The sequence below is a fragment of the Micromonospora sp. NPDC049900 genome, assembly GCF_044461025.1.
Taxonomy (GTDB): Bacteria; Actinomycetota; Actinomycetes; order Mycobacteriales; family Micromonosporaceae; genus Micromonospora.
In genome coordinates this window covers 206436-229959 of record NZ_JBITKM010000008.1, presented here as the reverse complement: position 1 = coordinate 229959, position 23524 = coordinate 206436, and the positions used below count along the sequence as shown (strand labels likewise).

General features: G+C 72.4%; 22 protein-coding genes and 1 pseudogene. 7 read left to right on the top strand and 16 right to left on the bottom strand.

Annotated features, from left to right (window positions below; all coding sequences use genetic code 11):
* The first annotated feature begins 10 nt into the window (after window positions 1-10).
* A complete protein-coding gene (locus ACIBMZ_RS19900) occupies window positions 11-898 on the top strand; it encodes a PaaX family transcriptional regulator C-terminal domain-containing protein (protein WP_396695774.1) in 888 nt (295 codons plus the stop codon).
* Here ACIBMZ_RS19900 and ACIBMZ_RS19895 read toward each other — a convergent pair.
* The 4 genes from ACIBMZ_RS19895 to ACIBMZ_RS19880 form a co-directional block, all read right to left on the bottom strand.
* Window positions 804-2345 carry a long-chain fatty acid--CoA ligase gene (locus ACIBMZ_RS19895; protein ID WP_396695772.1) on the bottom strand — a complete coding sequence of 514 codons (1542 nt, stop codon included), beginning with the start codon at window positions 2343-2345 and terminating at the stop codon, window positions 804-806. The genes ACIBMZ_RS19900 and ACIBMZ_RS19895 overlap by 95 nt on opposite strands.
* A 69-nt stretch (window positions 2346-2414) precedes the next feature.
* Window positions 2415-2867: a MaoC family dehydratase gene (locus ACIBMZ_RS19890; RefSeq protein WP_396695770.1), complete on the bottom strand. Its 453-nt coding sequence runs from the start codon at window positions 2865-2867 to the stop codon at window positions 2415-2417.
* Window positions 2868-2883: 16 nt separating this feature from the next.
* Window positions 2884-3765 carry an amidohydrolase family protein gene (locus ACIBMZ_RS19885; protein ID WP_396695768.1) on the bottom strand — a complete coding sequence of 294 codons (882 nt, stop codon included), beginning with the start codon at window positions 3763-3765 and terminating at the stop codon, window positions 2884-2886.
* Window positions 3766-3789: 24 nt separating this feature from the next.
* Window positions 3790-4716 carry an SDR family oxidoreductase gene (locus ACIBMZ_RS19880; RefSeq protein WP_396695766.1) on the bottom strand — a complete coding sequence of 309 codons (927 nt, stop codon included), beginning with the start codon at window positions 4714-4716 and terminating at the stop codon, window positions 3790-3792.
* Between the two features lie 83 nt (window positions 4717-4799).
* On the opposite strand from ACIBMZ_RS19880, the gene ACIBMZ_RS19875 reads away from it, so the two are divergent.
* Complete coding sequence (locus ACIBMZ_RS19875) at window positions 4800-5261, top strand: MarR family winged helix-turn-helix transcriptional regulator (RefSeq protein ID WP_396695764.1); 462 nt, start codon at window positions 4800-4802, stop codon at window positions 5259-5261.
* A gap of 77 nt (window positions 5262-5338) precedes the next feature.
* On the opposite strand, the gene ACIBMZ_RS19870 is transcribed toward ACIBMZ_RS19875, so the two are convergent.
* The 5 genes from ACIBMZ_RS19870 to ACIBMZ_RS19850 all read right to left on the bottom strand — a co-directional run bounded on the left by ACIBMZ_RS19870 (window position 5339) and on the right by ACIBMZ_RS19850 (window position 9177).
* Window positions 5339-6133 carry an IclR family transcriptional regulator gene (locus tag ACIBMZ_RS19870; protein ID WP_396695762.1) on the bottom strand — a complete coding sequence of 265 codons (795 nt, stop codon included), beginning with the start codon at window positions 6131-6133 and terminating at the stop codon, window positions 5339-5341.
* A 24-nt stretch (window positions 6134-6157) separates the two neighbouring features.
* The gene (locus ACIBMZ_RS19865) at window positions 6158-7102 is read right to left on the bottom strand and encodes a PDR/VanB family oxidoreductase (RefSeq protein ID WP_396695760.1); all 945 of its coding nucleotides are present in this window, start codon (window positions 7100-7102) and stop codon (window positions 6158-6160) included.
* The gene (locus ACIBMZ_RS19860) at window positions 7099-7317 is read right to left on the bottom strand and encodes a hypothetical protein (RefSeq protein ID WP_396695758.1); all 219 of its coding nucleotides are present in this window, start codon (window positions 7315-7317) and stop codon (window positions 7099-7101) included. Before ACIBMZ_RS19860 ends, ACIBMZ_RS19865 begins: the two co-directional genes overlap by 4 nt.
* Window positions 7314-8357: a Rieske 2Fe-2S domain-containing protein gene (locus ACIBMZ_RS19855; protein WP_396695756.1), complete on the bottom strand. Its 1044-nt coding sequence runs from the start codon at window positions 8355-8357 to the stop codon at window positions 7314-7316. Before ACIBMZ_RS19855 ends, ACIBMZ_RS19860 begins: the two co-directional genes overlap by 4 nt.
* Window positions 8358-8430: 73 nt before the next feature.
* Complete coding sequence (locus ACIBMZ_RS19850; RefSeq protein WP_396695754.1) at window positions 8431-9177, bottom strand: FadR/GntR family transcriptional regulator; 747 nt, start codon at window positions 9175-9177, stop codon at window positions 8431-8433.
* Window positions 9178-9530: 353 nt separating this feature from the next.
* Here ACIBMZ_RS19850 and ACIBMZ_RS19845 point away from each other — a divergent pair, with 353 nt between their 5' ends.
* Entirely contained in the window at window positions 9531-11117 is a 1587-nt protein-coding gene (locus ACIBMZ_RS19845; protein WP_396695752.1) for an alpha/beta hydrolase-fold protein, read from the top strand.
* 83 nt (window positions 11118-11200) lie between these two features.
* On the opposite strand, the gene ACIBMZ_RS19840 is transcribed toward ACIBMZ_RS19845, so the two are convergent.
* From ACIBMZ_RS19840 to ACIBMZ_RS19830, 3 genes are read right to left on the bottom strand one after another with little or no spacing between them, the layout of a single operon-like run.
* Entirely contained in the window at window positions 11201-12277 is a 1077-nt protein-coding gene (locus ACIBMZ_RS19840) for a zinc-binding dehydrogenase (RefSeq protein ID WP_396695750.1), read from the bottom strand.
* Complete coding sequence (locus ACIBMZ_RS19835; protein ID WP_396695748.1) at window positions 12274-13692, bottom strand: aldehyde dehydrogenase family protein; 1419 nt, start codon at window positions 13690-13692, stop codon at window positions 12274-12276. Before ACIBMZ_RS19835 ends, ACIBMZ_RS19840 begins: the two co-directional genes overlap by 4 nt.
* A gap of 37 nt (window positions 13693-13729) precedes the next feature.
* A complete protein-coding gene (locus ACIBMZ_RS19830; protein WP_396695746.1) occupies window positions 13730-14395 on the bottom strand; it encodes a TetR/AcrR family transcriptional regulator in 666 nt (221 codons plus the stop codon).
* Between the two features lie 124 nt (window positions 14396-14519).
* Between ACIBMZ_RS19830 and ACIBMZ_RS19825 the strand changes: the two genes are divergently transcribed.
* The 3 genes from ACIBMZ_RS19825 to ACIBMZ_RS19815 all read left to right on the top strand — a co-directional run bounded on the left by ACIBMZ_RS19825 (window position 14520) and on the right by ACIBMZ_RS19815 (window position 17518).
* Entirely contained in the window at window positions 14520-15695 is a 1176-nt protein-coding gene (locus tag ACIBMZ_RS19825) for an acyl-CoA dehydrogenase family protein (RefSeq protein ID WP_396695744.1), read from the top strand.
* Between the two features lie 17 nt (window positions 15696-15712).
* Entirely contained in the window at window positions 15713-16894 is a 1182-nt protein-coding gene (locus tag ACIBMZ_RS19820) for a macrolide family glycosyltransferase (RefSeq protein ID WP_396695742.1), read from the top strand.
* Window positions 16895-17020: 126 nt separating this feature from the next.
* Window positions 17021-17518, top strand: a complete 498-nt coding sequence (locus ACIBMZ_RS19815; protein WP_396695740.1) for a GNAT family N-acetyltransferase — start codon at window positions 17021-17023, stop codon at window positions 17516-17518.
* A gap of 59 nt (window positions 17519-17577) precedes the next feature.
* Here ACIBMZ_RS19815 and ACIBMZ_RS19810 read toward each other — a convergent pair whose 3' ends face one another.
* The 3 genes and pseudogenes from ACIBMZ_RS19810 to ACIBMZ_RS19800 all read right to left on the bottom strand — a co-directional run.
* Window positions 17578-19440 carry an adenylyl cyclase gene (locus ACIBMZ_RS19810; RefSeq protein WP_396695738.1) on the bottom strand — a complete coding sequence of 621 codons (1863 nt, stop codon included), beginning with the start codon at window positions 19438-19440 and terminating at the stop codon, window positions 17578-17580.
* 259 nt (window positions 19441-19699) lie between these two features.
* The gene (locus ACIBMZ_RS19805; RefSeq protein ID WP_396695736.1) at window positions 19700-21160 is read right to left on the bottom strand and encodes a PepSY-associated TM helix domain-containing protein; all 1461 of its coding nucleotides are present in this window, start codon (window positions 21158-21160) and stop codon (window positions 19700-19702) included.
* Between the two features lie 187 nt (window positions 21161-21347).
* Window positions 21348-21611: pseudogene (locus tag ACIBMZ_RS19800) on the bottom strand (helix-turn-helix transcriptional regulator); the annotation flags it as partial.
* A gap of 110 nt (window positions 21612-21721) precedes the next feature.
* Here ACIBMZ_RS19800 and ACIBMZ_RS19795 point away from each other — a divergent pair.
* On the top strand, window positions 21722-22147 hold the full coding sequence (locus ACIBMZ_RS19795; RefSeq protein ID WP_396695734.1) for an alpha/beta fold hydrolase: 426 nt from the start codon (window positions 21722-21724) through the stop codon (window positions 22145-22147).
* A gap of 3 nt (window positions 22148-22150) precedes the next feature.
* Here the strand turns inward: ACIBMZ_RS19795 and pobA are convergent, their stop codons facing one another.
* The gene (pobA, locus tag ACIBMZ_RS19790; RefSeq protein ID WP_396695732.1) at window positions 22151-23320 is read right to left on the bottom strand and encodes a 4-hydroxybenzoate 3-monooxygenase; all 1170 of its coding nucleotides are present in this window, start codon (window positions 23318-23320) and stop codon (window positions 22151-22153) included.
* Window positions 23321-23524: the final 204 nt, after the last annotated feature.

Genomic DNA, 23524 nt, shown 5'->3' with positions numbered 1-23524 from the left:
AGGGAGGACTGTGCGCAGTCGTCAGCCGAAGCAACTGCTGCTCGCGTTCTTCGGTGAACACGTCGTCGACGACGATCCGGGGCCGGTCCGGGCCAGTGTCCTGATCGGGGTGCTGGAGGGGGCGGGTGTCGCGGCACCGGCGACGCGGGCCACCCTCGACCGGCTCGTGCAGACCGGCATCCTGGCCCGCAGCAAGAGCGGCCGGGAGATCCAGTTCTCGCTCACCGCACACGGGGTGGCGGTGCTGCGCGAGGCGACCGAACGGGTCCGGGGCCCGCGCCCGTTCGACCCGCAGGGCACCGGCTGGACCCTCGTCACGTTCACCATCCCGGAGGGGCAGCGGACCCTGCGTCACCGGCTGCGGTCCACGCTGACCTGGGAGGGCTTCGCACCGCTGCGCGACGGGCTGTGGCTGGCGCCCGGCGAGGTCGACCTCGCCGGGTCGCTGGAGCCGTTGTGCCGGGATCTGCCGCCGAACACGGTGATCGCCTTCCACGCCCGCGAACTGGCCGGCTTCCCGATCGCCGAGAGCGTCCGGGCGGCCTGGGACATCGAGGCGATCCGGCGCGAGCACCTGGCGTTCATCGAGGTGTGGGACGACCCGGACGCGGCGACGCAGGCGGCCGGCGCGCTCACCGTCCGCACCATGCTGGTCGCGGACTGGCTCGCGCTGTTGCGCGCCGACCCGCGACTGCCGCGCGAGTTCATGGACGCGCAGTGGCCGGCCGCCCGGTCGACGCAGGTCTACCGGCGGATGCACGAGCGGCTGGCCGAGGCCTCCGCCGCGGAGTTCGCCGCGCTGGTCACCACTCGCGCTGCCACCACCCGCCGAAGCGGCTCCGCAGGTCCGCCTTCCGCACCTTCCCCGACGCGGTCCGCGGCAACTCGTTCACGATGACCACGTTCTTGGGCAGCTTGTAGCGGGCCACCTTGCCGTTGAGGAAGTCGCGGACCGTGTCGACGTCGACGGCGGTGCCCTCGCGGATCGTCATGATCGCCCACGGTACCTCGCCCCAGCGCTCGTCGGGAACGCCGATGACCGCCACGCCGGTCACCCCGTCGATCTCGCCGAGCAGCGACTCGATCTCGGCCGGGTAGATGTTCTCCCCACCCGAGATGATCATGTCCTTGAGGCGGCCGGCGATGTGCAGGTAGCCGTCGTCGTCCAGGTAGCCGAGGTCACCGGAGCGGAACCAGCCGTCCGCCGTGAACGCGCCCGCCGTCGCCTCGGGCATCCGGTGGTAGCCCCGGAACACGTTCGGTCCGGCGATCTCGATCTCGCCGATGCTGCCGGCGGGTGCCGGGCCGCCGTCGGTGTCGGCGACGCGGACCTCGGTGAAGAAGTGCGGCAGTCCCACGCTGCCCTGCTTCGCCCGGGTCATCGTCGGCGGCAGCGAGGTGGCCCCCGGCGACGCCTCGGTCATGCCGTAGCCCTGCGAGAACGACAGGCCCCGCTCCTCGTACGCGTTGAGCACCCGGACCGGCACCGCCGAGCCGCCGCAGGTGAGTTTGCCCAGGGTGGACAGGTCGGTGCCGGCCCAGTCCGGGTGTTCGGCCAGGAGCTGGAAGGTGGTCGGTACGCCGCTGAGCATGGTGACGCCGTGCCGGGCGATCCGGGCGAGCGCGCGTCCCGGCTCGAAACCCTTCTCCAGCACCAGCGTGCCGCCCTTGAGGATGATCGGCAGCGCTCCCATGCCCAGCGAGGCGACGTGGAACAGCGGCGAGATCATCAGGGCGATGTCGGTCGACACCACGTCGTAGTCGACGATGCAGTTCAGCGCCGTCCAGGTCAGGTTGCCGTGGGTCAGCACGGCGCCCTTGGCCCGCCCGGTCGTACCCGAGGTGTAGACGATCGCCGCCGGGTCCCGCATGGTCACCCGGACGGGTGCGTCGTCCCGGGGGGCGGTGGCGGCCAACCGGGACAACCCCGGGGCCTCGGCGCTCCCGGGACCGGTCGGCACCGTGTGCGCGGGCCGGGACGCCGCCGCGACCGAGGCGACCCGGGCGGCGAACTCGGGGTCGTGGACCAGCACCCGGGCCCCGCTGTCACTGAGCACGTGGGTGATCTCGGGTGCCGCCAGCCGGGTGTTGACCGGCACGAAGGCGGCACCCAGCCGGGTGGTCCCGAACATCACCTGGAGGAACTCGGGGCCGTTCTCGCCCAGGTACGCGACCGTGTCGCCCTTGCCGACACCGAGGTGCCGCAGTGCCGCCGCGACGCCGTCGGCGGCGTCGGCGAGCTGCCGGTACGTCATGGTCGCCTGCTCGCCATAGACGAGGGCGGTCTTCTCCGGTGACTTGAGTCGGCGCTTGGCCAGCCAGGCGCCGATCCCTTGGTGGTGCATCAGCAGTCTCCTGGTGGTGGAGGGCGGTGGGTGGCGTCGGTGGGCGGCCGGACGACTGGTCCCGGCAGCTCAGGCGTAGAAGCGGTAGATCCCCCGGGCGACGACGGCGGGCTTGCCGCCGCCCTCGATCTCGATGGTCTGGTCGACGGCGATCTGGTAACCGCCCGCCACCTCGGTGACCTCGGCGACGACCGCCCGCATCCGCACCCGCGAGCCGACCCGGACCGGGGCCGGGAAGCGCACCTTGTCCAGGCCGTAGTTCACCTTCGTGGACACCCCGGTCACGTCGAGCAGCTCGGTCCAGAACGGCACGGCCAGGGAGAGGGTCAGGAAGCCGTGGGCGATCGGCGCACCGAACGGGCCGTCCTTGGCCCGTTCCGGATCGACGTGGATCCACTGGTGATCGTCGGTCGCGTCGGCGAACAGGTCGATCTGCTCCTGGGTGACCGTGCGGTACTCGGTGTGCCCGAGGTCGGTGCCACCGAGGTCGGCGAGCTTGTCGTAGGCGATGGTGGTGGTCACGGGTGTCCTTCCGTCGTCATCCGGCCAGGCGCAGCAGCCGGGCGGCGTTGTCCTTCAAGATGCCGGGCAGCACGTCGGGCTTGAGGTCGGTGCTCGCCACGTCCCGCAGCCAGCGGTCCGGGGTGAGCAGCGGATAGTCGGTGCCGAAGAGCACCCGGCGCTTGAGGATCGAGTTGGCGTAGCGCACCAACTCGGCCGGGAAGTACTTCGGGCTCCAGCCGGACAGGTCGATCCAGGTGTTCGGTTTGTGGGTCGCCACCGACAGCGCCTCGTCCTGCCACGGCACCGACGGGTGGGCCATGATGATCTGGAGATCGGGGAACTCGGCGGCGACCGGGTCGAGCAGCATCGGGTTGGACAGTCCGAGCCGGAAGCCGTAACCGCCGGGCAGTCCCGCGCCGATGCCGGTCTGCCCGGTGTGGAACAACGCCGGCAGTCCCGCCTTCTCGATCAGGCCCCACAGCGGCGCGTACTCCTCGTGGCTCGGGTCGAAGCCCTGCACGGTGGGGTGGAACTTGAACCCGCGTACGCCCTCGTCCTCGATCAGCCGGGCGGCGAGTTCCAGGGCCGCCTCGCCGGTGCGCGGGTCGACCGAGCCGAACGGGACGAGCACGTCGGCGTGCTGGGCGGCGGCACGGGCGATGTCGGCGCTGGACAGCGGCGGGTGGGCCAGTTGCGTGCGCGCGTCGACGCTGAACACCACGGCCGCCATGTTCCGCTCGCGGTAGTACTGCGCGACCGCGTCCACCGCCGGACGCGGGCCGTCGGTGCGGAAGTACGTCGAGGCGGCGGCGACGAGCGGGTCGGGCAGCGAGGCGTGGCCGTGGTCGTCGATCTCGATGTGTACGTGCATGTCGATCGCGGTGACGGCGTCCAGGTCGATCGCGGGCTGGTACATGCTCGGCAACCTTCGTGCGGCGGGTCAGGAGGCGGTGTCGCGGAACTCCACGGGCAACTCCGGGAAGCGCTCGCCGACGCTCTGCGTCGCACCGGCGAAGGTGCTCGGCCACGCGGCGACCAGCGCGTCGTACGACCAGCCGCCCTCGTGGTGGGCGGTCAGCGCGACCTCCGGGTGGGTCCAGATCTGGATCCGGTCGCCACCCACGCCGATCACCTGGCCGGTCACCTCGGCCGCGCCGTCGGAGCCGAGGAAGGCGACCAGCCCGGCCACGTCGTCGGAGGTGCCGAACCCGAGGTCGTGCCGGAAGAAGGCGGGCATCGGCTCACCGGCGGCCTCGGCGCGGACCGCGGCGGCGAAGTAGGGGACGGTGGCGGTCATCGCGGTCGCGGCGACCGGGACGACGGCGTTGACCGTGATCCCGGCCCGCTTCAGCTCCAACGCCCAGGTCCGGACCATGCCGACGATGCCCGCCTTGGCGGCGGCGTAGTTGGTCTGGCCGAAGGTGCCGCGTTGGCCGGTGGGGGAGCCGATGCAGATGATCCGCCCGCCCTCGCCGGCCTGCCGCATGTGTCGCACGGCCTCGCGCACGGTGGTGAAGGTGCCGCGCAGGTGCACGCCGATCACGGTGTCGAAGTCCTCGTCGGTCATCTTCCAGAGCACCGTGTCGCGCAGCACCCCGGCGTTGGTGACCAGGATGTCGAGCCGACCGAAGCTCTCGACCGCGGCGGTGACCAGGGCCTGCGCGGTCTCCGTCGGGCCGACCGGTGCGACCACCGCGACGGCGCGTCCGCCGGCCGCCCGGATCGCCGCGACGGCGTCGGCGGTCGCCTGCTCGTCCACGTCGTTGACCACGACCGCGGCACCCCGCTCCGCCAACTGGCGGGCGTAGGCGAGGCCGAGACCGCGTCCGGCTCCGGTGACGATTGCGACTTTGCCGTCCAGGGACATGGGCACTCCTTCGCGTCGAGGTCGATCGGAACATGGACCGTTGAAAAAGTCAATTATTGGTAGGGCTTGCTATCATCGTCGCCGTGCCTCCTCCCGAGAGAGCCCGACCGGCCGACGGCCTGCGGGACAGCGTGCTCGGCCGGGATCTGAGCTTCCTGCTGGTGCGCGCCAACGCGCTCACCCTCGCCGCGGCCAACGCCGCCCTGGCCGAACACGGCCTGAAGGCCCGCTCGTACTCGGTGCTCGCGCTGGCCGCCGACGACACCCGCCCGACCCAACGGGAGCTGGCCGAGTTCCTCCGGCTGGACCCGAGTCAGGTGGTGGCGCTCATCGACGACCTGGCGAAGCGCGGTCTGGTCGAGCGCCGCACCGACCCCGCCGACCGACGCGCCAACGTCCTGGTCGCCACCGACGAGGGGCGGGAGTTGTTCGCCCGCGCCCAGTCCTCCGCGCACGCCGTGGAGTTGGGACTGCTGGCCGCGGTCACCCCCGAGGACCACGCCCGGCTGGCGCAACTGCTGCGCCTGCTCGCCTTCCCGGACTGAGTCGGTAACGGACCGAGTCGGGCCGGACCGAGCCGGTGTCGGGCGGCGTCGGATGACGCAACAGGCACCCGGACAAGCTACTGCGTACGGGGTCGGCGGGGTAACGGCCCCGGCCGGGTCGACGCGGACGGGCGACCCAGCGCGCGGGAGACCCCCCGACCGGCCGCCTGCACCAGCGGTGCCAGCGCCAGCGGATCGGCCCGGTCGTACGCCACCACCAGCGAGATCGCCGCCACCACCCCGTCCGGCCCGGTGATCGGGGCGGCGACGGAGAGGGCGTCCATGGTGACCTGCCGGTCGCTGATCGCGTACCCGGCCCGGCGGACCTCGGCGAGCTGACGACGCAGCCGCACCGGATCGGTGACGGTCAACTCGGTGTACCGGGCAAGCGGCGCGGCGAGGACCCGCTCCTGCACCTGCGCCGGTGCGTGCGCCAGCAGCACCAGCCCGACACCGGTGGCGTGCAGTGCGAAACGGCCACCGACCCGGGTGAGCACCGGCACCGCGTGCCGCCCGGCGATCCGCTCGATGAAGACGAGTTCGAGGTCCTGCCGGACGGCGAGCTGGACGTTCTCGTGGGTCACCTCGTACAGGTCCTCCAGGATCGGCAGCGCCGACTCGCGCAGCCCCAGCCCACGCGGCGCCAGCGAACCGACCTCCCACAGGCGCAGACCGACCCGGTAGCGCGCGTCGTCACCCCGCTCCAGCGCGCCCCAGGCCACCAACTCGGCGACCCGGCGGTACGCGGTGGGCAGCGGCAGCTCGGCCCGCCGTGCCAGTTCGCTCAGGGTCAGCGCCGGCTCACCGGGGCTGAACGCGTCGAGCAGCGCCAGCACCTTGCTGGTGACCGAGCGCCCGGGCCGTGCCTGCACCCCGCCATCATCCCCGCCGACCGGTCACAGCTCCAGCACGAGCCGCCGGGTACGCGCCCGCGACACGCAGATCAGCATGGTGTCCCCGGCGGCCCGCTCCTCCTCGGTGAGCAGGCTGTCGCGGTGCTCCGGCACACCGTCGAGCACGGTGGTCTCACAGGTGCCGCAGGTGCCCTCGCGGCAGGAGGAGAGCACCTGCGTACCGGCATGCTCCAGGGCGGCCAGGATCGAGGTCTCCGGCGGCACGTGCACGGTACGGCCGGAGAGCGCGAGCTCGACCTCGACGGTGTGGTCGCCCGTGGCGGCCTGCTCCGTCGGGGCGAACCGCTCGACGTGCAGCCGACCGGGCGGCCACGCTCGGCAGCGCTGCTGCACCGCGTCGATCAGTCCCGCCGGCCCGCAGCAGTAGACGACCGCGTCGCCCGCGTCGCCGATCAGCGTGTCCACGTCGAGCGGGCCCGTCTCGTCCTGCGGACGAAGACGCACCCGGTCGCCGTACGTCTGCCGCAGGTCGGCGGCGAAGGCCATGGTGCTGCCGCTGCGTCCGCCGTACACCAGTCGCCAGTCGGCGCCCGCGGCGTCGGCGGCGGCGACCATCGGCCGGATCGGGGTGATGCCGATCCCCCCGGCGAGGAAGAGGTAGCGGTCGGCCTCGACCAGCCGGAAGGCGTTGCGCGGGCCGACCACCCGGACCTGTGTGCCGGGCAGCAGCCGCTCGTGCACGTGCCGGGAACCGCCGCGCCCGTCCGACGCCAGGTGCACCGCCACCTGGAGCGCGGTGCGGTCGGCCGGGTCGCCGCAGAGCGAGTACTGGCGCACCAGTCCCGGCCCCAGGTCCAGGTCGACGTGCGCGCCCGGGGTCCAGTCCGGCACCTCGCCACCGTCCGGACGGCACAGGGTCAGCACCACCACGCCGGTGGCCACCGCCTCGCGGCGCGCGACCACCAGCGTCGTCGGCGTCGCGGTCATGCCGGCACCACCGCCCGCTGCGGCGGGGGCGGTGCGGCCGTCGCCGGTGGCCGGTGGTCCTCGGGGTGGGCGAGCAGCCACTCCCACAACTGCACCGGCTCCTCGGCGATCCGTTCGGCACCACAGTGGCAGGTGCCGCGCAGCGTGTCGGTGCCCGGCAGCCAGTGGATCCGGTAGACCCGGTCACCGGTGAGCCCGCCGGCCGGCGCGGTCACCGGGGTGCCGCCACCGTGGACGACTCGACCATCCGGGCGAGCAACCGTCGGGCGGCCAGCCCGCCGGTGTCGATGTTGATGCTCAGTTCCTGGTACCGCTCCGGCTCGCCGGCGATCACCCGCTCCAGGACGTTCAGGGCGGTGACGTCCTGCATCACCACGGTGTGGTTGCTCTGGTACAGGTATTCGCTGACCGACTCGTCGTCCACGGCGAAGTCCCGGGCCACCGCCCAGAAGTCGTACGTGGTGTGCGCGGTCGACGGGGTGATCGCGTACACGATCTCGGCGTGGAACGCCTGGTCGTCGTCGCCCTCGGCCGGTGGGTAGACGCCCTGCGGGGCGATCCGACTGTGCAGCAGGTACAGGCAGGGCGGGTGGTACTCGATGTCCTGCCAGCGGGTGATCCGTCCCTGGATGCCGGTCGAGCGGGCATAGAAGGGCGGGCACTCGGCATCGTCCATGTGTCGGCTGACGTAGACGACGCCGCGGTCCTCGTCCACCTCGGTGGTGATCGGGGTGTTCGCCACCTCGGGCGTGCCGATGTACCCGCCGTGCAGGTACGTCTCGTGGGACAGGTCCATCAGGTTGTCCACCAGCAGGCCGTACCGGGCGTCCAGCGGCGCCATGCCGCGTACCGTCGTGTAGCGCGGGTCGCCCAGCCAGGGTGCCCGGGGGATGGTGGAGGCGTCGGCCCGGTCCCGGTCGCCGATCCAGACCCAGACCAGGGTGTCCTGCTCCACCACCGGGTACGCGGCCACCCGCGCGGTCCGGGGGATGCGCTGCTGTCCGGGTACGAAGACGCAGGCGCCGCTCGGGTCGTAGGTGAAGCCGTGGTACCCGCAGACCACGGTGTCCCCGTCGAGGCGGCTCTCCGACAGCGGATACCGCCGGTGCACACACCGGTCGGCGAGCGCCACCGCCGCACCGGACTCGGTGCGCCACAACACGACCGGCTCGCCCAGCACGGTACGGGCGAGCAGGTTCCGCCCGACCTCGGTGCTGAACGCGGCCACGTACCACTGGTCACGTGCGAACGGCATCCGGACCTCCTGTCGACGTACGACGGTCAGTCGGATGGTCCGGGGCGTGCCCCGTCGGCCGGGAGCCGCATTCTCACTCAGTGAAAGTCGGCCGGTCCGCGTCGGCGGCGCCGATCGCGTCGCGTACCTCCTCGACGAGTTCCCGCATGGCGTTCTCGGCACCCCGCGCGTCCTCGGCCGCCACCGTGTTCGCGACCCGCTCGTGCAGGTCCAGGGCGACCGGTCGGGGGCACTTGGGCATCAGTCCGTGCTCGGTCCGCCCGGCGAGGACCTCGGCGATCACCCCGGTCAGCGCGGTGAACATCTCGTTGAGGCAGGCATGGAGCAGCAGCGCGTGGAACTCGACGTCGGCGGCGAGGAACGCGTCCAGCTCACCGGCCTCGCCGAGCTGCCGCATCTGCGCGGCCAACGCGCGCAGCCGCTGACGTTCCTCGGCGGTGGCGTGCCGGGCGGCCCCGGCGGCGGCGAGCGGTTCGACCGCCACCCGCAGGTCGGTGAGGGTCCGCAACTGCGCGGCCCGGCCGGGACCTTCCAGCCGCCAGCGGATCACGCGCGGGTCGAGCACCCGCCACCGGTGCATCGGCTGGACCACCAGGCCGACCCGGCGTCGGGAGGCCACCAGGTTCAACGACTCCAGGATCCGCATCGCCTCGCGCATCACGGTGCGCGAGACGCCGAAGCGTTGCTGCAACTGCTCCAGGGTGAGCGCCTGCCCGGCGAGGTGTCGACCGCTGGTGATCTCCAGCCCGAGCGCGTCGAGCACGGCGTCGTGCAGCACCGGCGCTGCGGGCCGCGCCGGGTCCCGTGTCGCCTCGCCCATCAAGGATCCCCGATCACTCGCTTGCGGAGAGACTAGCGCGCCGCGCAGCGCCGGCCGGTCCGGCGCGGGGCGGATCGGCGACAAAAGGTGCCACCAATGTATTTACAAAGATATCACCTTTGTGTGACGATCACGTTAATCAGCAGGTGGCGCGCACGACGGGCCCGGTGTGACCCCGCACCGCACCGGGACCGGAGACCCTGGCCGCCGTCCGGCCCGCACCGGTCCTCATCGGACCGTCGCGGACCGGTCACCCGCACCAGGGGAGAGCCGGACTCGTCAGCACCCACCACTGGTCGCCCGTGCGACATCCCCGGGAACAACCGGGCGACCAGCCGATGAAGGGAACGCACATGCCCGTTGCTCATCCTCCACCCGCGTCGACCCGCCGGTTCCGCCGTGCGCTGGCCGTCTCGGCCGTCGCGGGCCTGACGGTCGCCTCCGGGGCCCTCGCGGCTCCCGCGGCGTCCGCGGCTCCGGCCGCCGCCCTCGGACCGAAGGTCGTGCAGACCAACCAGGCTCCCACCGGTCACTCGGTCACCTTCCGCTACCGGGCGCCCGCCGGCGTGCAGTCGGTCCAGATCTACGGCGAGTGGTGGTTCTCCCAGCCGGCGAGCGTGACCTGCGTGGGCTGCGGTGACGCCCGCACCGGCGCGCAGTGGCAGCCCGGCGACATCCTCGCCGACCCGTGGCGTCCGCTGCCGATGCAGCAGGGACGCGACGGGGTCTGGACGTTCACCACGCCGTTGCCCTCCGGCACCTTCCGGTACGCCTTCACCCACGACTGCGACAGCCCGACGGCCAGCGGCTGCACACTGCACCCCGACCCGGCCAACCCGCTGGAGGTCACGCCGCACGCCACCGCGCCGGGTGCGCTGCTCAGCCGGGTCTACGTGCCGAACAGCAAGCGATTCCCCACCTACGACAACAGCTACCAGGCGCCGGTCGACCGCAAGAAGGCCGGCACGCTGGAGCAGCGCTGGTACGACTCGCCGCTGTCCACCGACCCGGCGGGCAAGCACGACGTGGTGGTCTACCTGCCGCACGGCTACGACGCCACGCGCGCCACCCCGTACCCGACGCTCTATCTGAGCCACGGCGGCGGCGGCAACGCCACCGACTGGACGATGGAGGGCGTGGCCCACGAGATCCTGGAGAACGCGATCCGGGACCGTAAGGCGCTGCCGATGGTGATCGTGTCGACCGACTTCAACGGTCTGCCCGACGGCAACCAGGGCTACGTCGACGAGCTGCGGAACAACGTCATCCCGTTCGTGGAGAAGAATTACCACGTCTCCACCCGCGCCGAGGACCGCGCCTTCGGCGGTCTCTCCGCCGGTGGTGCTCGCGCCATCACGCTGCTGTACGACAACACCGACCTGGTCGGCTACCACGGTGCGTGGGGTGCGGCCGGCGGTGCGGTGAACCCCTCCGCCGAGCAGGTGGCGCGGATGAAGGCCGTGCCCGGCGGCATCCACGTCGGCACCGGCATGCAGGACTGGCTGATCAACATCGCGCCGGACTCGGTCGCCCGCACCGAGAACTGGCGTGCGGCCGGTGTCGAGGTGACCGAGTTCAACATCGACGGGGTGCACGTCTGGGACGTCTGGCGGCAGATGCTCAACGACTACCTGCGGACCGTCGCGTTCCGGAGCACCACGGTCGACCTGGACGTCGAGTCGATCCGGGCCGGCAACTCGCACCGGTACCGCGTCATCGCGACCGCCGAGGTCGCCTCGGTGACCACCAGCGACCGCAAGCCCTCCGGCAAGGTCGACTTCTACGCGGGCGACAAGCGCCTCGGTTCGGCGAACGTGCGCAACGGCGTCGCCGAGTTCAAGGGCAACGTCAGCGGCCCGCTGACCGAGCCGGTGACCGCCCGCTACCAGGGCGACAGTCTCTACAACACCTCGCAGAGCAGCCCGGCGCAGGCCGGCTGACCCGACGCACCGGACCGGTCCGTGGTGGCACTCCTCCGAGGGGTGTCATCACGGACCGTCGTCGTCCACCGGCCCGGCGGCGCTCAGTCGAACTCGACGACCGTCCGGGCGCCCTCGCCCCGGGCCATCCGGGCGAACGCCGCCGGCACCTCGTCGAGCCTCGCCCGGTCGGTGACGAGGTAGCCCAGGTCGAGCGTGCCGTCGAGCACCGCCCGCGCCAACTCGGGCACGTCCCGGTCGGGATCGGACGAGCCGTAGACCGAGGAGCGCAGCGTCCGCGCGGAGTGGAAGATGTCCAACGCGCTCAGGCCCACCGTGTCGTCCTTACCGCCCATCCCCACCACGACGACCTGGCCGCCCCGGCGGGTGCTCTGCCAGGCGCTGCGGATGGTGGCGGAGCGCCCGACGCACTCCACCGCGTGGTCCACGCCCCGGCCGCCGGTCAGCCCCCGCACCGCGCGGACCAGCGAGTCGTCCGCGAGCAGGAAGTCGGTGGCGCCCGCAGCGGCGGCCAACTCGGCCTTGGCGGGGGCGACGTCCACCCCGATCACCGCTGCGGCACCGGCCGCCCGGGCGGCGGCCACCGCCGACAGCCCGACCCCGCCGAGACCGATCACCGCGACCGAGTCGCCGGCCGCCACCCGGGTGGTACGTCGTACCGCGCCGACCCCGGTGAGCACCGCGCAGCCGAGCAGCGCGGCGGCCGGGAACGGCAGCTCGGGCGGCACCACCACGGTGGCCTCCTGCGGCACCAGCACCTGCTCGGCGAGCGCTCCCAGCCCGAGCGTCACGTGCAGCGGCCGACCGTCCACGGTGTGTCCCCGCGTCACGGCGGGCGCGCCGTTGCGCCGGCACAGCCAGGGCTCGTCGCGCCGACAGAACCAACAGGACCGGCAGGCCGGGGCCCAGTTGAGCACCACGTGGTCGCCGGGGGCGACCCGGTCCACACCGTCGCCGACCTCCTCCACCACGCCGGCCGCCTCGTGTCCGAGCAGCAGCGGGTACGGCGCGGCCAGGGTGCCGTTCGCCATGGACAGGTCGGAGTGGCACACGCCGGAGGCGCGGACGCGGACGCGTACCTGGCCGGGGCCGGTGTCGGGAAGCTCGACCGGCTCCACCCGCAGGGGTGTGTCGGCGGCCCGGGCCACCAGACCTCTCACCGCTGGATCGCCTTGATCTCGCAGAACTCGGCCAGCCCGTGGCTGCCCAGCTCGCGCCCGAGACCGGACTGCTTGTAGCCGCCGAACGGGGCCATCGGGTTGAACGGCGCGCCGTTGATGTCGACGGCCCCGGTCCGCAGCCGCCGGGCCACCCGCAGCGCGCGTTCCTCGTCGGCGGACCAGACCGCGCCGGCCAGCCCGTACCGGGAGTTGTTGGCGACGCTCACCGCGTGGTCGTCGTCGTCGACCGGGATGACCGCCAGCACCGGCCCGAAGACCTCCTCCTGGGCCAGCGCGCTGTCCGGGTCGACGTCGGCGATCACCGTCGGCGCGACGAAGAAGCCCCGGTCCGGCACCGGGGCGTCCGGCCCACCGGCGACGAGTCGGCCGCCGTCGGCCAGCCCTCGGGCGATGTGCGCACGGACCCGGTCCCGCTGCTGCGCCGAGACCAGCGGACCGAGCCGGGTGCCCGGTTCCAGGGGGTCGCCGACCTGGTAGCCCTCGGCGGCCTTGGCGACCAGGTCCAGGGTCTCGTCGTAGCGGGACCGCTGCACCAGCATCCGGGTCCAGGCGGTGCAGGTCTGCCCCGAGTTGAGGAAGGCGTTGCCGACGCCGACCTTGACCGCGGTCGCCAGGTCGGCGTCGTCGAGGATCACGTTGGCGGACTTGCCGCCCAGCTCCAGCGCGACCCGGGCGATCCGGTCGGCGGCCAGGTGCGCGACCCGCCGACCGGTGGCGGTCGAGCCGGTGAAGGAGACCAGGTCCACGTCGGTATGCGCGGCGATGGCCTCGCCCACCACCGGCCCGGTGCCGGTGACCAGGTTGACCACGCCCGGCGGGAGGCCCGCGGCGTGTACGGCGTCGAAGAGCAGGTACGCCGTCAGCGGCGTCAGCTCGCTCGGCTTGAGCACCACCGTGCACCCGGCGGCCAGCGCCGGGGCGAGTTTCGCCACGATCTGGTGCAGCGGGTAGTTCCACGGGGTGATCGCGCCGACCACGCCCACCGGCTCCCGGACCACGAGCGAGTTGCCGACGGTCTCCGGTGCCGGCGGTCGGGCGGCGAGGTCGACATAGCTGCGCAGCACGGTCAGCGGTAGGCCGGTCTGCACCCGGGTGGCGACCTTGAGCGGGGTGCCGAGTTCCCGCACGACGGTGCGGGCGATGTCGTAGGCGCGGGCGGTCAGCTCGGCGTGCAGCCGGTCGAGGTGGGCGGCCCGGTCCGCCGGGTCGGTGGCCGACCAGCTCCCGAACGCCGCACGCGCGGCGGCCACCGCCCGGTCCACGTCCTCGGCGGTGCCGGCCGGTACGGTCGCGACGACCTCTTCGGTCGTCGGGTCGTGCACCTCCAGTGACGCTCCGCCGCTCGGCGTGACCCAGCGCCCGTCCAGATAGACGTCGGTCCGTACGAGATCCATGCGGCCCTCACCTCGCCTGGCAGTGGAAGTTTCGACCCTAGTACGCCTCGTCGGTCGGCGGCAGGGGCGGCAGCGGGCCGACGCTGCGTTCGTAGCTGCGCGACAGCCCCTCGATCAGGGCGTCCAGGCCGAGCGTGAACGCGCCCTCGTCGACCTGCTGCTGGTGCTCGGCGAGCCGGTGCGCCTGGCTCAGGTGCGGGTACTGGTCGGCGTAGAGGCTGGGATCCTCGACGAAGCCCCGGGCGAACGAGCCGAGCGCCGAGCCGGTCACGAAGTACCGCATCAGCGCGCCGATGTGGGTGGCCCGGGCCGGCGGCCAGCCCGCCGCGACGAGCCCGCCGTAGACGGCGTCGGCCATCGCCAGCGCCGCCGGACGTCGCCCGGGTCCCTGTGCCAGGTGCGGCACGATGTTCGGGTGGGCGGCCAGGGCCGCGCGGTAGGTGTGTCCCCACCGGCGCAGCGCCACCCGCCAGTCGACCGTGCCGAAGTACGACACGTCCACCTGGCCGGTGATGCTGTCGGCCACCGCGTCGAGGATCGCGTCCTTGGTGGCGAAGTGGTTGTAGAGCGAGGGCCCTCGGACGCCGAGTTCGGCGGCGAGCCGTCGGGTGGAGAACCCGGCCAGCCCGTCGGCGTCGATCAACGCCACGGCGGCCTCGACGATCCGCTCCCGGCTGAGCAGCGCCTGTCGTGGCCGGGGCATGGGCTTCCTCCTCGGGTCGGTGCTCCGTGGCGGAACTCTGCCACAGGTCTGGACAGTCGAAAACTTGCAGCGCTAGTTTAAGCGTAGGACGTCACCAGCCCAACCGGAAGGGACGGATGAGCACATGGACTTCGGACTGTCCGACGAGGAACGGGCCATCCGCGACACCGCCCGCGACTTCATCGCCCGCGAGGTCATGCCGCTGGAGCAGGAGCTGCTGCGCCGGGAACGGGCCCACCAGCCCGGCCTGGAACGCGCCGAACTGCGCGAGTTGCAGCTCAAGGCGCGTACCTTCGGCTTCTGGGGGCTGGCCACCCCGCAGCGGTACGGCGGCATGGAACTGCCCGCCGTCGTCCAGTCGCTGATCTGGACCGAGATCGGCCGCACCTTCGTGCCGTTCCGCTTCGGCGGCGAGGCCGACAATATCCTCTTCCACGCCACCGACGAGCAGCAGGAGGAGTTCCTGCTGCCCACCATCGAGGGGGAACGGCTCTCCTGCTTCGCCATCACCGAACCGGGCGCCGGCTCGGACGCGGCCAACATCCGGCTCCGGGCACGCCGCGACGGTGACGACTGGATCCTCAACGGCGAGAAGACCTTCATCACCGGTGGCACCGACGCCGACTTCGCCATCGTCATCGCGGTCACCGATCCCGAGCGGGGCGCCCGCAACGGCGGGGCGACCGCGTTCCTGGTGGACCGGGCGATGGGCTGGCGGTCGGAGTTCATCCCGACGATGGGCGAGGGCGGGCCGGCGTCACTGGTCTTCGACGACGTACGGGTGCCGCACCGCAACATCCTCGGCGAGATCGGCCAGGGCTTCGCCCTCGGCATGGAGTGGATCGGCAAGGGGCGGTACACCATCCCCTCGCACGCCGTCGGCATCGCCGAACGGGCGCTGCGGATGGCGATCGAGCACGCCAACACGCGCGAGACCTTCGGTGCGAAGATCGGCGTCAACCAGGCCATCCAGTGGATGATCGCCGACTCGGAGACCGAGCTGGAGGCGGCCCGGTGGCTGATCCTGCGTGCCGCCTGGACGGTCGACGCGGGCCTGGACCCGCGACACGCCTCCTCGATGGCGAAGCTCTACGGCGCCGGCATGGTCAACCGGGTGGTGGACCGGGTGCTCCAGATCCACGGCGGCATGGGCTACACCCGGGAGCTGCCGATCGAACGCTGGTACCGGCAGGTACGGCTCTATCGGATCTTCGAGGGCACCGACGAGATGCAGCGGCTGATCATCGCCCGCGACCTGCTGCGCGGCTACACGAAAATCGGCGGGCATCTGGCCGGCTAGTCGTCAGAATCGTCGGCATGTCCGCTCGTCACATCGCCATGATCGGCAGCACCGCGCCGAGTCACGTCTATCCCTCGCTGGCCCTGATCCGGGAACTCGCCGACCGGGGCCACCGGGTCACGTACGCGGTCGGCACACCGCTGACCGACCTGGTCGCGTCGACCGGCGCGGAGCCGCTCGCCCACCCGACGATCCTGCCGCAGGGCGACACCCCCTGGCCGGAGGACCCGGGTACGGCGATGCGGGTCTTCCTCGACGAGGCGGTGGCGGTGCTGCCCCGGCTGACCACCCGTTTCGACGAGGACCGGCCGGACCTCGTGCTGTACGACATCGGCGGGCTGGCGGGGCCGCTGCTCGGTGCCCGCTACGGCGTACCGGCCGTGCAGTTGTCGCCCACGATGGTCGCCTGGGACGGCTACGACGAGGACATGGCGGCGTTCTACACCGCCCTGCGGGACTCGGCGTCCGGGCGCGACTACTACGCCACGCTGGACCGGTGGCTCGCCGACAACGGCGTCCCGCAGGACGGGCACACGTTCCTCAGCCGCCCGCCGCACGTCCTCGCGCTGATCCCCGAGGTGATGCAGCCGAACGCCGACCGGGTGTCCCGGCAGCGGGTACGTTTCGTCGGACCCTGCCTCGACCCCGCCCGGCTCACCGAGACGGGCTGGACACCACCGGCCGACGGGCGGCCGGTGCTGCTGGTCTCGTTCGGCACCGCGTACAACGACCAGCTACCGGTCTACCGCGCGTGCCTGGACGGGTTCGCCGACTCCCGGTGGCACGTGGTGCTCGCCGTCGGCGACAAGGTGGACCCGGCCGCGCTGGGTCCGCTGCCGGACCACGTCGAGGTGCACCGCCGGGTGCCGCAGGTGGTGGTGCTGGGGCACGCCTCGGCGTTCGTCACGCACGCCGGGATGGGCGGCTGCACCGAGGCGCTCTGGTGCGGCGTGCCCACGGTGGCGATCCCGCAGGCGGTGGACCAGTTCGCCAACGCCGACCGGCTGGTCGCGGCCGGTGTCGGCCGCCTGTTGCCGGCCGACGAGGTCACCGCGCAGACCCTGCGGACGGCGGTGGACGCGGTCGCCGACGACCCGGAGTTGCGGCGTCGCCTGGACGCGGTCCGCTCCGAGGTGCGGGCGAACGGCGGGGTACGGCACGCGGCGGAAGCGGTCGAGAGCTTCCTGGCCACCCACTGACGCGGTGGCGCGCATCTCATCGTGGCGCGCGTGTGATCATGGCGGTGCGTGCTTCATCGTGGCGGTGTGGCTGTTCCCGTGTCGGCGTGCCGAACAGCCACACCGCCACGATCAGAGAGGGGCTCGGTGGGTGACGTCGTGCTTCGGGGGATGCGGGGTGGGGACGCCGAGCGGGTGTTGGCGATCTATCAGGCCGGGCTGGACGGCGGGCAGGCCAGTTTCGAGACCGTCGCGCCGAGCTGGGCCGCCTTCGACGCCGGCCGGCTGCCGGCGCACCGGCTGGTCGCGGTGGACGCCGACGACGCGGTGCTCGGCTGGGTCGCGGTGACGCCGACCTCGACCCGGGCGGTGTACGCCGGAGTGGTGGAGCACTCCGTCTACGTGGACCCGGCCGCGCAGCGGCGGGGTGTGGCCCGGCTGCTGCTGGACGGGTTGATCGCCTCGACCGAGGCGGCCGGTGTCTGGACCATCCAGAGCGGCGTCTTCCCGGAGAACGAGGCCAGCCTGGCGTTGCACCGGCAGGCCGGCTTCCGCGTCGTCGGCACCCGGGAACGGGTGGGCCGCCACCACGGCCGCTGGCGCGACGTGGTCCTCCTGGAACGCCGCAGCCCGACCGTCCACTGATGAAAGGAAGGGTCCCCTGCTATACACCAGGCGTTAGCAGGGGACCCTTCCTTCCATCCCTACGGGTACTGGCGCAGGTAGACGGGGGCGCCGACCCGGTCCATGTCGGCGGCCTCGCCCACCCCGTTGACCACGTGGTCGATGGTGCCGGCGCTGAGGTTCACCGTCATGATGTGGTGCAGCCGGACACCGGGCCGCACCGGCACCTCGAACCCGTTCTCGGTACGGATCGACGGGTTGTTCTGGTTGAACACGTACACGCCGCCGCCGTGCAGGGTGTGGTGGCGTACCCGGTCGGCGACCTTGTAACCGGCCCACCCGTTGACCGTGCCGTTCATCCAGTCCGCCTGCGTGGGCGGGTCGTACGGCAACTCGTTCTGGTAGAGGATCGTGGTGCCGTGCTCACCGTTCCAGACGGTGTTGTACCGCTGGAAGTGCTCCACGAACAGGCCGGTGGCGGTGACGTGGTCGCCGTTGATGACCGCGCCGTACCGTCCGGTGTTGGTCCGCCAGCGGTCGGTGTCGCCGTTGACCCCCTCGGTGAAGCCCTCCACGCCGTGGTCGCCGCGCCACACCCAGGTGTGGTCGATCAGGACGTGGTCGCTGTTGACCTCCAGCGCGGTGTCGGTCTTGCCGATGTGCGGCCCGCCGATGCGGAAGTACACGTCGGAGAGCGTGGTCGGGTTCTTCGGCGTGCTGTGGTCGCGGCCGTGCTTGCGGCCGACCCGCAGCAGCACCGGCGACTCGGTGCGGCCGGCGTCGATGGTGACTCCGGCGATCACCACGCCGGGCACCCCGGCGACGTCGAGCGGTACGGCTCCCTTGACGGCGGTGAGCGTGGCGTGTCCGATGCCGAGCACGACCGTGTCGGGGCGGCGCACCTCGATGCTGCGGGCCACGTCGTACACGCCGGGGGTGAGCAGCAGGTGCTTGCCCCGGGCGAGCTGCGAGTTGATGGTCTGCACCGAGTCGCCGGGTCGGGCGACGAAGAAGTCGCCGATCGGGATGGTGCGTCCCGGCGTCAGCCCGTTCGCCCAGGTGACGCCCCGGGTGTCCCGGCGGGCGGCGGGCACCCTCACCTGGTACTTGCCCTTGGCGTCGACGAACAGGTACGGCTTCTCCCGGCTGACCGGCGTGGTGTCCAGGGTGGTGTACGGCGGGTCGGGGAACCCGGCGTCGTCGGGGGCGCCCACCACCCCGGCGAAGACCTGGTTCCACACCCCGTTGGACCAGCTCTCGACCTCGCTGTTGCGGGTCAGCCACTGCTGCTGCGAGCCGTTGGTGGTGGCCGGCAGCCGGGAGTCGGCGATGAAGCCGCCGCTGGCGTACTGCGGCCCGTTGGTGCAGTAGTCCATCAGCGACAGCCCGCCGCCGCTGATGTCCAGCCGGCGCATCGACACCGCCTGGGAGACCGCCCAGAAGTTGGCCGAGGCGCGGCAGTCGTCCTGACCGGCGGCGTTGACGCGCAGCGACAGGTTGGACAGGGTGCGCCAGAAGTTCACCAGCGCGATGCAGTTGCCGGTGCCGCCCTCGGTCAGGCACCGGTTGTACGCCTCGATCTTGCCGTTGATGACCACGTCGGTGGGGGCGGCGCCCAGTCCGGCGATCTCGGTGTAGTAGCCGACCTTGATCTGGAGCGGCTGCGTGGCGGTGCCGTAGCTGCCCGGCCGGAACAGGTACGCGTGCCGGGCGGTGCCCATCTCGTTGTCGACCTGGGCGGCGTGGGCCGCGTCGAGGGTGGCCTGGATGCGGCTGACCGGCATGCTGGGGTCGAAGATCGTGACGTTCGGCCCGAAGTTCGGGGTGACCGGTCGGGGCGGTCCCGCGCCGGCCGAGGTGGTGGTGGCGACGGCGGCGGTGGTCAGCACGAGGCCGAAGGCCAGCGCGCGAGCGAGCCGCCGGCGGTGTGGTCGAGTCGGCATTCGTTCGTCCTTCCCGTCGGGGCGGCGTGATCTCCGGCCCGACGACGCGGTGGACCCCGACGTGTGAGAGCGCTCTCTCGGCGGGGCGGACTTCTATCACGGTGTGCAGGAATCGGGGTCGAGATGTTTCTACCCCGTAACCGCGCCGCGCGCCATGGTCGGGACGCATCGATTTCCATGGCCGCCCACCACGCGGGTCCGACAGCGGCCGACGGTGCCGTCCCGGCCGGATCACGACACCCGGCCGGGACGGCACACCTCACCGCGCGGCGGGCGTCGCGGTCCGGCCGCGCCGCCGGGCGGCCAGCCCCAGGGCGGCGTCGACGACCAGGAAGCCGAGCAGCGGGATGCCGAACCACGGCAGCGCCCAGCCCAGCGCGACCGTCACCGGCACGCCGACCAGCAGCATCCACAGTGGTAGCCCGCGCAGGCCACCCCGCGCGGGTGGCGCCCCGGCGAGCGCCGGCCGGTCGGTGCGGGTGGGGCGGCGCTGCCACCACATCCGGTAGCCCCAGACGATGACGCAGAGCAGGCCGACGGCGAGCGCGGCGAGCAGGACCTGGTTGACCACGCCGAAGAGCAGACCCATGTGCGCCTGTACGCCCAGCGCGCTCACCTGCGCCAACAGTGGCCAGTCGGCGAAGTCGAGGCGGGCCGTCACCGTACCGTCGGTCGGGTCGACGGCCACCTGGTCCCGCCCGACCGGCCAGGTGTTGTCGGTCTGGCCGACCGCCCAGGCGCTGCCCGGCTCGCCCGGGGTGATCTCGATCGGCCCGTCCAGCCCGGCGGCGCGGGCGGCGGTCGCCACCCGGTCGAAGGTGGCCGGGTCGGCTGCTTCCGTCGCTGTCCCGCCGTGCTGGTGCTCGCCGCCGGAGTCCGCCGGTGCGCCGGTCAGGCTGGTCGACAGCGCGGGACGGCCGGCGTCCAGCGCGTCCAGCCCGGCGGCGAAGTTCCCCCCGGCGAACCGGGACCAGGTCAGCCCGGTGGCGGAGAGCACGAGCAGACCCACCGCGAGCCAGACCCCGAGCGTCGCGTGCCAGCTCCGGGTACGCCGGACTCCCTTGCCGGCGGAGATCTCCGGCACCAGCAGGTGCCTGACCCGACCGCGTGCGCCGCGCCGACGCCACCACAGGACGATCCCGCCCAGCGCCAGCACCCACAGCCAGCTCGCGGCGATCTCGGAGTAGTGCCGTCCCAGGTCACCGAGGTGCAGGTTTCGGTGCAGGTCGTCCAACCACGTGGTGGCGGGCGTGGACCCGAACCAGGTGGTCAACTGTCCGCGTACCTGCGCGGTGTACGGGTCGACGTAGACGGTGTGCTGCCTGTCGCCCAGCTCGGGCAGCGCGAACACCACCCGGGTGGTGTGCTCGCCGGAGCCGGGGGAGACGCCGACCAGGCTGCCCTCCGGATGGGCGGCCCGCGCGGCGGTGATCTGCTCGGCCAGCGGCCTCGGCTGCGCACCGACCGAGGCGACGGTCAGCTCGTCGCCGTAGAGGATCCGGTCCAATTGCGGGGTGACGGTGTACGCCAGGCCGGTCAGGGCGGCGACGACCAGGAAGGGCGCGACCAGGACACCCGCGTAGAAGTGCAGGCGGACCAGGAGCGCGGCCAGCGGCGAGGGACGGCGTGATGCGCGGGCGGGCGACGGCTCGGCGGCGGGCCGATCCGGGCCGGGCGTGGAGTCCGGTGTGGAGGCGCCGGAGACTTCGGTCAGAGACATGACTTTTCCGATCGGAATAGAGGGTCTTGCTGCGGACACGCCCGTGCCCTTCGGGTCGGTGTTGCTGCCGTCGCCCGGTCGCCCGCCGCTCTGCCCTCTAGTCGGACGCCGGGCCGTCGCGGTTCCCGCCACTCTCGCCGTCCCCGCCCGGCACGCCCCGGTGGCAACGATCGCCCAGGTCGCGCAGGGCGGTCCGCAGCCCGATCGTCACGGCCACCGCCTCGTCGTCGTCGAGCAGCAGCGGTGGCAGCGCCGCGCCGGCACCGAGCCGGTAGCCGCCGGTGCCCTGGGTGGCGTGCACCGGGTAGCCCAGCTCGCGGAGTCGGTCGACGTCCCGGCGCACGGTCCGCGCGGTGACTCCGAGCCGCGCCGCCAGTTCCGCGCCGGACCACTGACGGTACGTCTGGAGCGGCGACAGCAACCGGAGCAGGCGTGCGGAGGGCGTCGACATGTGATCGAGGATGCCACCGGCTTAGGACCGGAACTGACCTAACCGGCTCCTAGCGTCGACCGTATGACCGACGACATCGTCCCGTTTCACCTGGACGTCCCGCAGTCCCGGTGGGTCAGCTCGCCTGGATCGTCGAGATGTTCCACCGGCTGACCGACGGGCCCGCCGACGGGCACCTCGACGACGTCATCGACCGGGACCGGCTGCTGACCAACGTCACCCTGTACTGGCTGACCGGTACGGCCGGCTCCGCCGCCCAGGTCTACTACGAGGACATCACCGCCGCCACCTGGTCCGGCGAGGCGTACGGCGACGGCGACGGCGAGGCGGGCGACTGGGGCGTGGGGGAGGGGACCGCCGTGCCGACCGGGGTGCTGGTGTCCCGGTCCCGCGACGTCACCGTGCGGCGGCTCGCCGAACGCGACCACCACGTGGTGCACTGGGCCGAGTACGACACCGGCGGGCACTTCTTCGCCCTGGAACAGCCGCAGGTCTTCGTCGCTGACCTGCGCACCTTCTTCGGTGCCCTGCGGTAGGTCTCAGACCTGCGGCAGGCCCACGTAGTTCTCCGCCAGGCTGGTCGCGTACGCGTCGGAGGTGGTGACGTAGCGCAGGGTCGCCGACTGGAGCTTCGCCTCGTACGGGTCGTCCGCGTCGAGCCGGTGCAACATCGAGGTCATCCACCAGGAGAACTGCTGCGCCCGCCACACCCGGCGCAGCGCGGTGGCCGAGTACCCGTCGAGCAGGTCGGTGCTCCCGTCGGCGTACCAGGCGGCGAAGGCGTCCCCGAGCAGGGCGACGTCGGCCAGCGCCAGGTTCATGCCCTTCGCGCCGGTGGGCGGCACGATGTGCACGGCGTCGCCGGCCAGGAAGAGTCGCTGCCAGCGCATCGGCTCGACCACGAGGCTGCGCAACGGCGTGATCGACTTCTCCAGGACCGGCCCTTCGTTGAGACGCCACCCGGGGACCGTCTCCAACCGGGTGCGCAGCTCGGCCCAGATCCGCTCGTCCGGCCAGTCGGCGATGTCGGAGTCGGCGGGCACCTGGAGATAGAGCCGGGAGATCTGCGGCGAGCGCAGGCTGTAGAGCGCGAAACCCCGCTCGTGGTGGGCGTAGATCAGTTCGTCCACCGCGGGCGGGGCGGCGGCCAGCACCCCCAGCCAGGCGAACGGGTAGGTCCGTTCGTACGTGTGCAGCACCCCGTCGGGCACGGCCGCGCGGCTGATCCCGTGGAAGCCGTCGCAGCCGACCACGAAGTCGCAGTGCAGCTCCGCCTCGACGCCCTCGTGCCGGTAGTGCACCACCGGTGAAGAGTCCAAGCCGGACAGGCGTACCGCCTCGGCCTCGAACAGGATCGTCGCGCCGGCCGCGAGACGGGCGGCGATCAGGTCCTTGACCACCTCCTGCTGCCCGTACACGGTGATCGCCCGGCCGGTCAGCTCCGTCATCGGCACCCGGTGCGACTCGCCGTCGAAACGCAGCTCGATGCCCTCGTGCCGCATCCCCTCCCGGTCCAGCCGCGCGCCCAGGCCGGTGCGGCGCAGCAGGTCGACCGAGCCCTGTTCGAGCACGCCCGCGCGGACCCGGTGCTCCACGTACTCCCGGCTGCGGCTCTCCAGCACCACCGAGTCGACGCCCTGGCGGTGCAGCAGGTGCGACAGCATGAGACCGGCCGGTCCCGCCCCGACGATGCCGACCTGGGTACGCATCCGTGCCTCCTCGACCTGTCCGCGTCCGCGTCACGCGCGACGGCTGGCGTTCCGACGCCCCGGCGGACACCCCGTCCCGCGGTGCGGGAGGGGGCACCGGTTGTTCGCAAGCCGAACGTCCGTTCTCATCAGGAACGTTGGCACGTGGGTCGGGGCCGAGTCAACGGGCGTGCGGCAACAATTCCCGGCCCGCGCCGCGCCGTC

Coding starts and splice junctions, on each gene's coding strand:
- ACIBMZ_RS19895 (WP_396695772.1), bottom strand. CDS start 2,345: ATGCACCACCAAGGGATCGGCGCCTGGCTGGCCAAGCGCCGACTCAAG.
- ACIBMZ_RS19885 (WP_396695768.1), bottom strand. CDS start 3,765: ATGTACCAGCCCGCGATCGACCTGGACGCCGTCACCGCGATCGACATG.
- ACIBMZ_RS19880 (WP_396695766.1), bottom strand. CDS start 4,716: ATGTCCCTGGACGGCAAAGTCGCAATCGTCACCGGAGCCGGACGCGGT.
- ACIBMZ_RS19865 (WP_396695760.1), bottom strand. CDS start 7,102: ATGACCGCGACGCCGACGACGCTGGTGGTCGCGCGCCGCGAGGCGGTG.
- ACIBMZ_RS19855 (WP_396695756.1), bottom strand. CDS start 8,357: ATGCCGTTCGCACGTGACCAGTGGTACGTGGCCGCGTTCAGCACCGAG.
- ACIBMZ_RS19850 (WP_396695754.1), bottom strand. CDS start 9,177: ATGGGCGAGGCGACACGGGACCCGGCGCGGCCCGCAGCGCCGGTGCTG.
- ACIBMZ_RS19845 (WP_396695752.1), top strand. CDS start 9,531: ATGCCCGTTGCTCATCCTCCACCCGCGTCGACCCGCCGGTTCCGCCGT.
- ACIBMZ_RS19835 (WP_396695748.1), bottom strand. CDS start 13,692: ATGGATCTCGTACGGACCGACGTCTATCTGGACGGGCGCTGGGTCACG.
- ACIBMZ_RS19830 (WP_396695746.1), bottom strand. CDS start 14,395: ATGCCCCGGCCACGACAGGCGCTGCTCAGCCGGGAGCGGATCGTCGAG.
- ACIBMZ_RS19825 (WP_396695744.1), top strand. CDS start 14,520: ATGGACTTCGGACTGTCCGACGAGGAACGGGCCATCCGCGACACCGCC.
- ACIBMZ_RS19820 (WP_396695742.1), top strand. CDS start 15,713: ATGTCCGCTCGTCACATCGCCATGATCGGCAGCACCGCGCCGAGTCAC.
- ACIBMZ_RS19810 (WP_396695738.1), bottom strand. CDS start 19,440: ATGCCGACTCGACCACACCGCCGGCGGCTCGCTCGCGCGCTGGCCTTC.
- ACIBMZ_RS19805 (WP_396695736.1), bottom strand. CDS start 21,160: ATGTCTCTGACCGAAGTCTCCGGCGCCTCCACACCGGACTCCACGCCC.
- pobA (WP_396695732.1), bottom strand. CDS start 23,320: ATGCGTACCCAGGTCGGCATCGTCGGGGCGGGACCGGCCGGTCTCATG.